Origin of the sequence: Fibrella aquatilis (assembly GCF_017353255.1) — a bacterium.
Taxonomy (GTDB): Bacteria; Bacteroidota; Bacteroidia; order Cytophagales; family Spirosomataceae; genus Fibrella; species Fibrella aquatilis.
This window is the reverse complement of the sequence record NZ_JAFMYU010000002.1, coordinates 350,994-363,422: the sequence shown is the minus strand read 5'-3', so window position 1 is coordinate 363,422 and position 12,429 is coordinate 350,994. Positions and strand designations below refer to the sequence as shown.

9 protein-coding genes are annotated in these 12,429 nt (G+C 58.8%); 5 read left to right on the top strand and 4 right to left on the bottom strand.

Annotated elements, in window-relative coordinates; all coding sequences use genetic code 11:
• The first annotated feature begins 92 nt into the window (after positions 1-92).
• From J2I48_RS03775 to J2I48_RS03755, 5 genes are all read left to right on the top strand, one after another.
• The gene (locus tag J2I48_RS03775; RefSeq protein ID WP_207334058.1) at positions 93-866 is read left to right on the top strand and encodes a 4'-phosphopantetheinyl transferase family protein; all 774 of its coding nucleotides are present in this window, start codon (positions 93-95) and stop codon (positions 864-866) included.
• Between the two features lie 12 nt (positions 867-878).
• Positions 879-2,036 (top strand): glycosyltransferase family 4 protein, encoded by a 1,158-nt coding sequence (locus tag J2I48_RS03770; RefSeq protein ID WP_207334057.1) that lies wholly within the window; start codon positions 879-881, stop codon positions 2,034-2,036.
• Positions 2,037-2,990, top strand: a complete 954-nt coding sequence (locus J2I48_RS03765; RefSeq protein WP_207334056.1) for a hypothetical protein — start codon at positions 2,037-2,039, stop codon at positions 2,988-2,990.
• Positions 2,991-3,100: 110 nt separating this feature from the next.
• Positions 3,101-3,970 (top strand): alpha-1,2-fucosyltransferase, encoded by an 870-nt coding sequence (locus J2I48_RS03760; RefSeq protein ID WP_207334055.1) that lies wholly within the window; start codon positions 3,101-3,103, stop codon positions 3,968-3,970.
• A gap of 57 nt (positions 3,971-4,027) precedes the next feature.
• Positions 4,028-4,984 carry an RpnC/YadD family protein gene (locus J2I48_RS03755; RefSeq protein ID WP_207334054.1) on the top strand — a complete coding sequence of 319 codons (957 nt, stop codon included), beginning with the start codon at positions 4,028-4,030 and terminating at the stop codon, positions 4,982-4,984.
• On the opposite strand, the gene J2I48_RS03750 is transcribed toward J2I48_RS03755, so the two are convergent.
• From J2I48_RS03750 to J2I48_RS03735, 4 genes are all read right to left on the bottom strand, one after another.
• Positions 4,985-6,166 (bottom strand): glycosyltransferase, encoded by a 1,182-nt coding sequence (locus J2I48_RS03750; protein ID WP_207334053.1) that lies wholly within the window; start codon positions 6,164-6,166, stop codon positions 4,985-4,987.
• A gap of 109 nt (positions 6,167-6,275) precedes the next feature.
• Positions 6,276-7,724 carry an O-antigen ligase family protein gene (locus tag J2I48_RS03745; protein WP_207334052.1) on the bottom strand — a complete coding sequence of 483 codons (1,449 nt, stop codon included), beginning with the start codon at positions 7,722-7,724 and terminating at the stop codon, positions 6,276-6,278.
• A gap of 168 nt (positions 7,725-7,892) precedes the next feature.
• A complete protein-coding gene (locus J2I48_RS03740) occupies positions 7,893-9,479 on the bottom strand; it encodes a T9SS type B sorting domain-containing protein (protein WP_207334051.1) in 1,587 nt (528 codons plus the stop codon).
• 4 nt (positions 9,480-9,483) lie between these two features.
• Entirely contained in the window at positions 9,484-12,333 is a 2,850-nt protein-coding gene (locus J2I48_RS03735) for a DUF11 domain-containing protein (RefSeq protein ID WP_207334050.1), read from the bottom strand.
• Between the last annotated feature and the right edge of the window lie 96 nt (positions 12,334-12,429).

Below are 12,429 nucleotides of genomic sequence, written 5' to 3'. Positions count from 1 at the left end.
GGTACAAAAACGCGGACCTTAAGGCGAAAAATGGCCTATATCGTGACCAAAGGCCGTTTTTTGACTCTAAACCCCAACAAACGTCACCCGATTTGTCTGTTCTCTCCGGCTTGCCGTACGCGCTGATGCCCACCGTTTCCTGCCTGCTGATACCCCCCGTTTTGTGGTCCGTTTGGCAAGGCAGTATGCCTGGTCAGGTGCCTGACAACACCATCAGTCTATTCCGGTGTTCGCTTGGCCATCCGCTGGCTACTCCCCCACCCCACTGGCTCACCCCTACTGAATGGCAACGCGCCGACCGGTTTTACCAACCCGCCGACCGGCAGCGGTTTGTGCTGGGCCGTGCCTTGTTTCGGCAGGTGGCGGGTAAGCTCACCGGCCAACCGCCTGAACAGGTGACGCTTGAGTTGGGGTATCGCGGCAAGCCCGTTTGGGTAAATAACGGCGGCTGGCACATGAACCTGGCTCATGCCGACAAGTGGGTGTTGCTGGCCCTGGCCCAGACTCCTGTGGGCGTAGACCTGGAAACGATTCAGCCAGCCATTGACTATAAATCTTTGATGGCCAGCACATTCAGCAACCTGGAACAACAGTATGTAGTGGAACAGGCCGACCCCCGGCAGGCGTTTTACGAAGGCTGGACCCGCAAGGAAGCCTTGGTGAAAGCTACTGGGCAGGGCATCACCGACGCCTTGCCCCAACTACCCGTTCTGACCGGCACGCATACTGTACCCACCGCCCTACCCAATGCCGCCGGTAACTGGAACGTGGCGGGTTTTTGGGTCGACACCCATCACCCGGCGGCGGTGGCCTGGTCGGGGCCGTTGCCCACCGACCATTCTCCCGTAACTTGCTTCACCGTTTGACCTACCCACTTTATGCGCATTGGTTTTGAAGCCCAGCGGCTGCTTCGGCCCCACAAACACGGCATGGACATTGTGGCCCTCGAAACGCTGCATGCCCTAGCCGAGCTAGGTGGTCACGAACTGGTGGTATTCACCAAACCCACCCCGGAACAGGCCCCCACAGGCCCAAAAAGCCCCGTTCGTGCCTCAACCGACATACCCACGTCGGCCGGTGTGTCGGTGGTGGAGCTGACCGGGCCGTACCCTATCTGGGAGCAGGTGGCCCTGCCCAATGCTCTGAAAAGCCAGCATCTCGACGTGCTGCACTGCACCGCCAACACCGCCCCGCTGCGGAGTTCAGTACCGGTGGTGCTCACGTTGCACGACATCATTTTCCTGGAGAAAGCGGTGGTGGGCGGCACCTGGTACCAGCGGTTTGGCAATGTGTATCGCCGTTGGAACGTGCCCCGCGTGGTGAAAACCAGCGCCCGCATCCTGACCGTGTCGCACTTTGAACGGCAGCGCATCATCGACCACCTGCACATCGACCCAGCGCGGGTTACCACCGTGCACAACGCCGTGAGCCGCCAGTTTCGGGTCATCACCGACGCCGAACTGCTGACCCGCGTTCGAGTGCAATATGCTCTTCCTGAGCAGTTTATCTTTTTCTTGGGCAACCCCGACCCGAAGAAGAATGTCCCGAATGTGTTGCGGGCGCTGCTGCTGCTGAAACAGCGCGGGCAGCTAACCTTACCCCTGGTGATAGCTAACGTCACGCCCGCCTACGTGCAGGGGGTGCTGGCGCAGATTGGCGGGCAGGTGCTGACCAACGATATCGTCCTCTGCGGCTATATCCCCAACACGGTACTGCCGGTGGTGTATAACCTGGCCACGGTGTTTTTGTGTCCGTCGCTGCGCGAAAGTTTCGGCCTGCCCATTCTGGAAGCTATGGCCTGCGGTACGCCCGTGCTCACGGCCAGCACGTCGGCCATGCCCGAAGTAGCCGGTGAGGCCGCCCTGTTGGCCGACCCCGCCTCGCCCGACGATATGGCCCGCCAACTCCACCGCCTCCTCACCGACGAGGCCCTCTGCGCCGACCTACGCCGACGCGGGTTGGACCGGGCAGCCCTGTTTTCGTGGCAAAATACGGCCCGGCAGTTAGTAACAATTTATGACGAAGTGGCCTGCTAGATGAGATCATGGCTCCTGAAATCGCTGTATGTGCTGGCGGCCCTGCGGTATCCCCGCATCCGGCCCGACCTGCGTTATTTCGTGCGCGACAATTACTTCGCGCGGCTGAATCAACTCCGCTTCTGGCGAGCCGATTTCCTGACCAAAACGCCCTACAAAGTAGTCGAGTTCTACGGCGAATTTGACCAGGAAATCCGCTACGCCATGCCGTTTGCGTACTGGCATTTTCTAAACGGCACGCTGAAACAGACCGTGGCCAGCAAAAACACCCGTCCCTTTTATTTTTTTAGCCCGGACCACGTCGAGAAGTACGAAAAACGGGTCTGGGAGGCCGGATACGGCAATTACAGTATTCCGAACATGACCCACGCCCCGACGTACGACTTCTCGAAATGGGCGCGGGTGCCGTTTAAAAGCCACTACCAGAACGACGTTTTTGTTTATGACAAACCGCTGCTGGTGATTGCCAACAAGTATAACATCGAGTGGGACAAGCCGCCCATTAATTTTCTGGATATTCCGGCGCTGGACCGGCTTATTTCGGGGCTGAAATCGCGCTATCAGATCGTGTATAACCGGCCGCTGGGTGGGCAGATTGTGCACGACAACAGCGAGATTATGGATTTGGGCGAACATGCCTGGCTGCGCACCACCCACCCAGAGGTGCTGCTGATGAATGACCTCTTCGATCAGCACGCGGCCACGGTGCAAAACTTTAACCACCTGCAACTGCTGGTCTATGCCAACTGCAACCACTTCATATCGATGCACGGTGGCACGGCAGCGCTGGCCAGTTGTTTTGGCGGCACCAACATCCTGCTGTCGCACCCCGGCGGCGGTTTCGAGCACGAATTCAATGAATACAACAACCTGTTTCCTAACCTCTCCGGCGCCACCATCCTCCACGCCAAAAGCCGCGAAGAGGTGTTTACGCTGGTGGAGGGAAGGTTTTGATTTACGACTTACGATGTACGATTTGTTGCTGTCGCGAATACGCTGTAGCAAGCGTAATCTGGCGACAGCAACAAATCGTAAATCGTACATCGTAAGTCGTAAATCAAAACATGGTTATCACAAAAATCACGTCCGGGCTTGGTAATCAGCTGTTTCAGTATGCGCTGGGGCGGCATCTAGCCTTGCAGGGGAAGACGTCGCTCTGGTTCGACCTGCGGTATTTTCACCAGGAATACGCCACCGACACCGTCCGGAAGTTCAAGCTCGACCGGTTTACCATCCCGTACAACCTGCTCGATTCGTCACCCTGGCTCTATGCGGCCAAGGCCACGCGGCTGTTGCCGGGCCGGTCGCTGCGCCCGCTCATAGACACCCGTTCCGAGGCGGATTTCCACTTCGACCCGGCGGTGGTCCGTCCGGCGGCACCGTTCACCATCTTGTGGGGATTCTGGCAGTCGGAGAAGTATTTTGCCGACAGTGCCGCACAGATTCGGCAGGAACTGACCTTCAACCGGCCCCTGGGCGACACCTTTCTGGCCTACCAACAGCAGATCGCGCAGGCCGAGGTACCCATCTCAGTTCACATTCGGCGGGGCGACTACGTCACGCATCCTGAGTTCAGCCAGTCGTTTGGGTTTGTGGGGCTGGACTATTACCAAAAGGCCTTGGCAAGGCTTACGGGGCAGTTTCCCAACGCCACGTTCTTCCTTTTCAGCGACGACCCCAACTGGGTGCAGGCCAATATCCACACCGAACAGCCGCACGTGTTGGTCACCAACACCGGCCCCGACGCCGACCTCGACGACCTGCAACTGATGAGTTTGTGTCGCCACCACGTCATTGCCAACAGCAGCTTCAGCTGGTGGGGCGCGTGGCTTAACCCCCACCCCAACAAACAGGTGATTGCCCCCCAGCGGTGGTTCGCCAACAAACCCTGGGACACCAAAGATTTAGTGCCCGCGTCGTGGCTGAGGTTGTGATGAACTCATCAACAGCCAGATGTTTAGTACCACCCACCGTTTATAAATACCCTGTGTATGAATCGTGACGACACGCTTTGGAAAGCTATTCTGGAGGACATTTTCGATGATTTCTTGCGCTTTTTTATCCCAAATGCCGACCAGGTATTCGACATGCAGCGGGGCTTTGTTTTTCTGGACAAAGAACTGGAGCAGCTTTTCCCGCCCGAAGGCGATGCCTTTAGCAACCGTAGCGTTGACAAACTAGTACAGGTGTTTACGCGTGAAGGCGAGGAGAAATGGATTCTGGTGCACGTAGAAGTTCAGGGTTACGCCGATGCTGCTTTTGCCGAGCGTATGTTCATTTACTTCGCCCGAATTTTTGATAAGTACCGGCGACCCATCACCGCTTTTTCCATACTAACAGACCGCAACTCTGCTTTTCTGCCGACCGAATACCGGCAAGATTTTTTGGGCACGTCTCTGGTATATCAATTCAATAGCTACAAAATTTTGGCGCAGGATACGGCTGAGTTAGCCGCCAGCGATAACCCGTTTGCTGCGGTGGCGCTGGTTGTACAATTGGCTCTGCAAAAGAAAAAACTAACAGAAGAAGATCTCTTTTCGCTAAAGCTCAGTTTAGCTAAAGCACTGTTAACCAAGTCGTTCGACAAGCAAAAGATTCGGCAGCTGTTGAATTTTTTGCGGTACTACATCCGGTTTGAGGAGGCCGAAACAATCACTAAATTTGATCAAGCATTAGATCAACTAACAAACCGCCAGCAGACTATGGGACTCGAAGAATTTTTGCTTTACCGCGAGCGGAAAGCCGGTCTTGAGCAAGGGTTAGAACAAGGGTTGGAACAAGGGTTAGAACAAGGGTTGGAACAAGGCATTGAGAAGGGGCGCATTGGCAAAAGCCGAGCGGTGGTTGTCAATATGATTCGGCAAACGGCTTTTTCCGATGATCAAATCGCCGACCTGGCCGAAGTCAATGTGGACTTCGTGGCGCAGGTACGGCAGGAATTAGCCTGATTATAACTGGCCAAACACCACTTCGAACTCTTCGGCGCGGTGTGCCCATGAGTTAGCGCGGGCCATATCAATGCGGACCTGAACGCGGGCGGGGTCATTGTCGGTGAGGGCGTGGCGCAGGGCGGCGGCAAAGGCTTCGGGCGTGGCTACCATCGGCACAACACCCTCAAAATCAGACAGATTTGAGAACGGCGTTGACACAACGGGCAGCCCCCCAGCCAGGTATTCATTGATTTTTAGCGGGTAAATCGTCTTCGTGTGCGCGTTGCAGACGAACGGAATCATGGTGGCTGTAAGCTGCGCCAACAGCGGCGGCAAGAGCGCGGGCTGCTGCGGCGGGGTGAACACCACATTGGGATACTGACCCAGCCGCGCGGTGATAGCCGGTTCTTTGATTTCGCCAATAAACTGAAACGTCACGTCGGGCATGGTGCGTACGCAATGCGCTACGATGTCGATGTCTAGGCGGTCGTCGGCGGTGCCGAGGTAGCCTACGGTGGGGCGGGTGGGCGGGTGTTGCTGCGCGAGAAGGCGGGTTTGGCTGAAGAGCGGAAAATCGACGCCGTTTTTCACGCAGAACGTGCGGGGCTGCACCTGCGCTTTGGCCTCGCGAAGGGCCTCTGACGTAGTAATGACGGCGTCGACGCGGCGCATGTAGTTGGGTTCATAGCGACCACCGTGCTCCCGCATCCAGGGCGAGATCGTGATTTCGTCGAAGCAATAATAAATCGTGCCCGCTTCGTTCAGTTTGCCCAGCAGAGCCATGCCCAGTACGGGGTGCATACCGTTGATAATCAGCGGCTTCTCAAAACCCAGTTGCTGCATTACCCTCCGTAGTCCCCGCGCCAGCCGCCCCGCGTTGACCGTCAGCAGCCGGTCGTGAATGCCTGCTGGCAAGAAGTTGATAGGCAGCATAGTGGGCGGCTGCCAGACGTGTACCGCGCTGCCATCCTTGCCGTCTTTAGTAGTCAGGGCATTGGCCAGACCAAACATGGCTTTCACGGGCACCCCCTTCTGCCGACCCAATGCACCCATGAGCAGGTCTTTGGCCGTATGCTGATAGTCGACATACAAGACCCGGTGCCGTACCGAAAGTTCGCGCATAAGCTGCACCACCGCCTTCTGAAAGTCGCCCTCCCAGGTGGTTTGCCCAACGCAAATGATGCTGTCGAATTTTTGCATGTATTGATTTACGAATTACGATGTACGATTTCTGCTGACCGGTCCGCCGGTGCGGCACGAGTACGCTGGCGTCAGCAGAAATCGTACATCGTAATTCGTAATTCGTAAATTATTCCTTCTCCCACCTTCCCGCGCTGGCGAACAGCATAGAGTTGATGTAGAGCATGGTGCTGGTGGGAAATTGGCCTAGAATGGGGTTTGAATAGCTCACGACGCAGATGCCGATAAATTCGCAGAGGAGAATGAGCATCAGGGTAGTCAGCCAGGGGTCTTTAATCCGCCAAAGCTGCCAGATGCCCGTCAGGATAATGCCCGCCAGCACAAACAGGTAGATGCTGAGGCCCACAATGCCCGTTTCGATCCAGAGCTGCACGTACCAGCTGTCGGGCGGAATTTGAGCGGCCCAGTGCCAGGGCGTAAACCGCACTCCTGCCCCCGACGAACTGCCGATGCCCGTGCCAAAGGGTAAATCGGCCAGGTAAGCTTTCAATCGTCGTTGGTTTTCGAGCCGCACCAGAAACGATTCGTCCTGGGTGGGGCGCAGAGCCGTACGGATGCGGTAGATCTGGTAAACGCTGTCGCCGAGGTGCGTGAAGAGCAGAATGCACAGGATCGGAATGCCCACGATGGCGCTGTAGATAACGGGCATGAGCTTGCGCTGCAACACCAGAAACGCCCCAAACCCGCCAATGAGCACAAACAGGGCCGACCGGGTGCCCGACACGGCAAAGCCCCAGAAGATGACCAGCGTGAGACCGAGGTACAGGAACCGGTAGAACCAGCGTTTTTCGGCCATGAGCAAGATGATGCAGATGAGCGTGACGCCCGCCATTTCGGCCCCGAACTGCCCGGCGTCGGAATAGAACGAGAAACTGCGCAACTGCCCCCAGAGGATGTGGGTACGCGCACCACCTGCCGCCAGCCAGTTGAGTTCGGCCTGCTCCAGGTCGCGCAGACCAACGGCGTGACCATATTGCTGCTTGAACCCCCAAAACGCCGCAATCACCGACCACACCAGCCACGTTTTAATCAGCAGCCAGACATCATTTTTGGTGATGGGGTTGACCAGCACGATAAAGGCGATGAACGACCAGCTGAGCGAGAACGACCGGGCGTGGTAGAACCAAGCGGGCGGGTAGGGCGAGTCGGGGTTGAAGTATTCAAGAATGGTGTAGAACAGCCACAGCAGCACGCAGTAGAAGGCCGGGTTTTTCAACCGTTTCCAGGTCATGCGTTTGGCGTTGAGCAGCGTACCGGCGAAGGTGAGCACCAGCAGGCCGTCGAGACCCAGGCCCACCTGAATATCGCCGTCCATGAAGCGGGCAGCCCCGATCAGGAAGCTGAGGTTGGCGTAGATATAGATACCGATTTTGGGTTCCAGCAGCACCGCCACCAGCGTAGCGATACCCACGGGCAAAGCAATAACGAGCAGCCCGCCCATGATGCCCATTTTGCCGATGAGGTAGCCCGCCAGCACGGCCAGCAACAGGCCCAGCACGCCAAATAGCAGGCGGCTGTGCCGCCACCCGTCGGTAAGCTGGTAAATCCGGTCTAGCATAAGGCAAAGGTACGTAGCCGCCGTTAGGTTGTGCGGCGTAAAGGGTTATGCGTTTCTAGTAAACCCCATTATCTGGTCTTTAGAACCTCACTAAACGCGTTCGCCACATAGCAGGGCCATACAATACGTGATTCAGCGTGAATGATGGGTATTGAGTCTACTCACCCCCTACCGAATTAGCGTGACGGAGCCAGCGTACTCATGGAAGGGGGTGCGAATCTGGTAGTGGTAGGTGTCTGCGGGGGCGGGGGTGCCGTTGATCTGACCATCCCAGCCGGGGGTAGCTGCCCTGGTTTCGTACAGCACAGCCCCCCACCTGTTCAAAATAACCAGTTGATAATCAGTGTACTGCTGAGCATTGATGGGCGTCCAGACATCGTTTTGCCCGTCGCCGTTGGGGGTGAACGCCGAGGGCACAAACAGCGGCGGCAGCACCCTGATCGTGACGGTATCCTGCGCCGGGCAACCCGCCTTACTGTAGGCCGTGAGGGTATAGGTGGTGGTGCCGGTAGGTCGGGCCACGGGGTTGCGGATACGCCCGTTGCTGAGACCGTCGGTGGGGGTCCAGGAGAACGAAACGGCATTGCTTACCACCGGCTCCAACGCAACGGGCTGTCCGGCCAGCAGGGTTTGTCCGGCCCCGATGCTGACGCTTGTTTTTTCGGCCTGCGTCACGCCCACCACCGGTAGCGGCGGCGAGGTGGCGGCGCAGCCGTTAAGCGTCACCCGCACCGTGTAGGTACCGCTAACAGGGGCATCATAACTGGGATCGGTACCAACCGCCGCCGGCGAAACAGGGCCTGCGTCGTTGCGCCATTCGTAGGTGGCGCCAGCCACGGGCAAGGCCTCCAGCCGGGTGGGCAGGGGCACGCAACGGGCGTCGGCATTGCGGATCAGGGCCATGGGCAGGGGCTTCACCAGCAGCGACGTACTGGCCGACACCGTCTGACTCCGGCAGGGCGTAGCGCCCGGACTAATGAGCTTCACCCGCACCACCGCCGTGTAGGCATCGGCGGGATTGGCAAAGGCGTAGCTCACCCCCGGCGTGGAAACCACCGGCGTGATGGCCCGGCCGTCGGCAAACCACTGGTACTGGTAGGTGGGATCGGCCACGGACGGAACAGCCTGAAAACGTACCAGTTCACCCGCGCAAAGCTGCGTGACAGAGGCCTGAATAGTCACCGTGGGGGGCGCATTGTCGGTGAGGCGGTAGGCGTTACCACCAAAGCCCAGCACAGACAGGCTGTTGCCTACGTTGATGCCCCGCGAGTTGGGCGTGCGAAACTCGTCGGTGTCGTTGCTGATGAGTTGCACCCCGCCCAAACAGGGGCTGGTGCGCGTAAACTGAAAGAGCAGGATGTCGGTGTTGGCCGGAATGGGAAACAGCACCAGCGGCGAGGCGTTGTTGATGAAGCTGAAAAACAGGTAGTCGCGGTCGGGGTTTTCGGCAGGGGCATCTACCCGGTCGTTGAGTGCCCAGCGCATCTTCGGAACAGGCGAGGTTACGTTGCTGATCTCGAAGTGCTTAGGCCCCACGCCATGCGGCACCGAAAGCGTAATCTGCGCGGTGGTGATCAGCCCCTGAATGCCCGAATACGCCACCGCCGACCGCATGTAGACCCGGTACGTCACCTCGTCGGGGTCGAGCACGATCTTCAGCGTCACCTGCGCCCGGCCCGCCAGTGGCAGTAGCCCGAACACCAAAAGCCACCCCCACCAGCGCAGGTGGGAGCAGCCTCTTTGTGGGTACCTCATGCGTTTACTTCGTTTTTCGGATCGTAATAGGAATACAAGCCGATGGTTCGCAGCAGTTGATCGCCTGCCGCACGTAGATAGGGCAACACGAACCCGACGCGCAGGTGCCCGCCCCGCCCGTGGTCGACACCGTGTAGGTGCCGTCCTGAGTGATAGTCAGCGTGTTGGACGTAGCCCCATTGATAGGCTGGTTGTTGCGGAACCACTGAATGCTGGTGTAGGCCCCCGGAATGGTGGCCGCAAATGAGCCGCCGGCACACAGGTTATAGGGCACCGAAAAACAAGTCTGCGCCGCATTATTGGCCAAAGCAGGGTCGTTGCCGCCCGTCGATGTCACGCTGCTGGCCACCGTAGCCTGCCCCGACGTGGCCGCTGACATGGTAACGGTGAGCGTGACGCTCTGCCCCGCCGCCAGCGAACCAATGGTCCAGACCCCGTTGCCCGACGTAAACGCCGTGCCCGCTGCTGACTGAATCGACGTGATGGGGTAGCCCGTGGGCAACGTCACCTGCGACACCACGCCCGTAGCCGACGCCGGACCGAGGTTGGTCACCACCACCGTGGCCGTGAGTGCCTCGTACTGGTTGGGAGCCTGGGTGCTCATGAATACCGTGGTGGTCAGGTCGGCCTGGGTGCCCGCTGCGGCGGACGTAACAGCCACCGACTTGGGCGTGCTGGAGTTGTTGCCCGGAACAGGGTCGCCGGGGGTGTTTATGGTGCCCTGTAAGTTGACGCTCGTGCCCGTCAGCGATGATGCCGCCGACAGCCCCAGCGACAGGTTGGGGGCCGACTGACCCGCCGGAATAATGGCCACATAGGTGCAGCTCACGGCCGGGGTAGCGTTGGTGGCGCAGGTCCAGCCGTTGCCGATGGCCCCAATGTAGCTCATCCCAGCAGGCAGCGGAATGGTCAACACCGACGGCCCGGTGGTGGGGCCAGTGCCCCCGTTGCTTACGCCAAAAACAAAGTTGGCCGGTACACCCGCCGCAATTACCGACGGCCCCGTGAGCGACACCGAAAGGTCGGGTGGCAGGGTGGCCTGCACGGGGATTACTGGTACGCCGAGGGCAAAACTGTTATTACCCGTGTTGGTTTCGCCCGGCGTACTGGCCGCGCCCGTCAGGCCAACGGCGCTGGTGGTATTAGGCGTCACGTTCAGGATAAGTGGTGAGGCAACGCTACCGCCACCGGCAATGGGGTTGGCATAAACGGCCGTGAGGAGGGTGGTGCCACCCGGTCCGGCTGTGGTGGTCACGCTCCAGCCGGGGCCACTGATGCTGTTGAGGGTAGTGCCCGCTGCCAGGCTGGCCGTAATGGTAGTTGGCCCTGTGGTGGCCCCGCTGCCCGCGTTGGTCACCGTGAGGCTGTAACTACCAGGGTTATTCTGCGTCAGTACCGACGGCCCGTTGATGCCTACCGAGATGTCGGGGCTGGTGCCTACGGCGGCGGTGATCGTCACGTTTTGTGCAAAAGCGTTGTTGCCCAGGTTGACTTCTCCCCCACCACCCACGGCACCCGATATGGCCACGTTTGCCGAAGCCGCCGCGCCAGAAACGGCCACGTTGAGGGTAAACGCACCCATAGCATTTTGGGCAATGGCCGCGCTGGCCGTGGCTACTACCTGCGTCGTGCCGTTGCCCAGCAGGGTGCTGGCGAAACTCCAGCCCGTACCAGAGCCGCTGCTGAGCGTAACCCCGGCGGGCAAAATGAGGGTGGTGGAATAAGCCCCGGCTGTGGCTGCGCCGCCAATGTTGGTTAGGCTCACCACATAGCTACCTGTGCCGCCCGCCACCAGTCCACCCGGACCGGCCATGCTGGCTACCAGGTCGGCAGAGGCCGCCACGGTGCCAATGCTCACGTTCTGTGAAAACGCGTTGTTGGCCAGATTGATTTCACTGCCGCCACCCACGCCGCCGCTGATGACTGCCGCTCCTGACGACGCCGAGGCCGACGTGGCCACGTTGAGTGTGAAGGCGTTGGTACCCCCCGCCCCAATGACGGTATTGGCGGCTTTGGCTACTACCTGGGTGGTGCCGTTACCCAGCAGGCTGCTGCTAAAAGTCCAGCCCGCACCCGCACCGCTGGTGAAGCTCACGCCCGCGGGCAAAGCAACCGTTGTGGAATAGATACCTATGGTGCTGGCCGCACCTATGTTGCTGAGGTTCACCGCATAACTGGCCGTGCCGCCCTGTGCCAGGTTGGCAGGTCCGGCAATGCTCGCTCTCAGGTCGGGGAAGGTGGTGCGGCAGTCGGCGGTGCCGCCCTGGTTGCCTACGTAGGCGTTTTGCGTGCCGAAGCCGTAGATGGTCATCTGGTTTTCCGGGCCGGTGCCGAGCGAGTTAGGCTTCAGAAACGGGTCGGGATTGGGGCTGTTGGCGGCACTCTCGATCAGGTATACAGCGCCGGGGCAGGGGCCGGTATAGTCGAAGTGAAACAGTTCAATGGCCTGGTTGGCGGTGATGCTGAATGACACTGGGTTGCCACCGTAACTAAACCCAAACGAAAGGTAGTCAAGCTGCGGATTTTCAACAGGGCCACCGGCAATGGCGGGGTTCCAGTTCATCTGCTGGGTCAGGTTAGACGGGGTCTTGCCCGACTTACCCACTACGTTGGCAATGTAGTTAACCGACCCACCCGCCGTGCCACCGTTGGGAATCAGCAGCGTCACCTGGGCCGTACTGATGATCTGGTTCGTACCCGTGTAGCTCTGGGCCGAGGTCATGAAAACCCGGTACCGGATCGTGGACGTGACGGCTGGATCGATGTCTACTTTATACGTAACCTGAGCCAGTACCGACTGCCAGCCTAACAGGAGCAGCATGATAAACTGGAGACAATGTTTGTACGTTTTCATACTGCTAAAGAATGGTAAAAGGCCGAGGCTGTTAAGTAGAAAATGAACGAATGACTAATAAAAATTACTAAGCAATAAATAGGCCATTTATTGCTT

Excerpts from the sequence above, each read along its gene's own strand:
- J2I48_RS03735 (WP_207334050.1), bottom strand. The coding sequence starts at position 12,333 with ATGAAAACGTACAAACATTGTCTCCAGTTTATCATGCTGCTCCTGTTA.
- J2I48_RS03760 (WP_207334055.1), top strand. The coding sequence starts at position 3,101 with ATGGTTATCACAAAAATCACGTCCGGGCTTGGTAATCAGCTGTTTCAG.
- J2I48_RS03755 (WP_207334054.1), top strand. The coding sequence starts at position 4,028 with ATGAATCGTGACGACACGCTTTGGAAAGCTATTCTGGAGGACATTTTC.
- J2I48_RS03770 (WP_207334057.1), top strand. The coding sequence starts at position 879 with ATGCGCATTGGTTTTGAAGCCCAGCGGCTGCTTCGGCCCCACAAACAC.
- J2I48_RS03765 (WP_207334056.1), top strand. The coding sequence starts at position 2,037 with ATGAGATCATGGCTCCTGAAATCGCTGTATGTGCTGGCGGCCCTGCGG.
- J2I48_RS03750 (WP_207334053.1), bottom strand. The coding sequence starts at position 6,166 with ATGCAAAAATTCGACAGCATCATTTGCGTTGGGCAAACCACCTGGGAG.
- J2I48_RS03740 (WP_207334051.1), bottom strand. The coding sequence starts at position 9,479 with ATGAGGTACCCACAAAGAGGCTGCTCCCACCTGCGCTGGTGGGGGTGG.
- J2I48_RS03745 (WP_207334052.1), bottom strand. The coding sequence starts at position 7,724 with ATGCTAGACCGGATTTACCAGCTTACCGACGGGTGGCGGCACAGCCGC.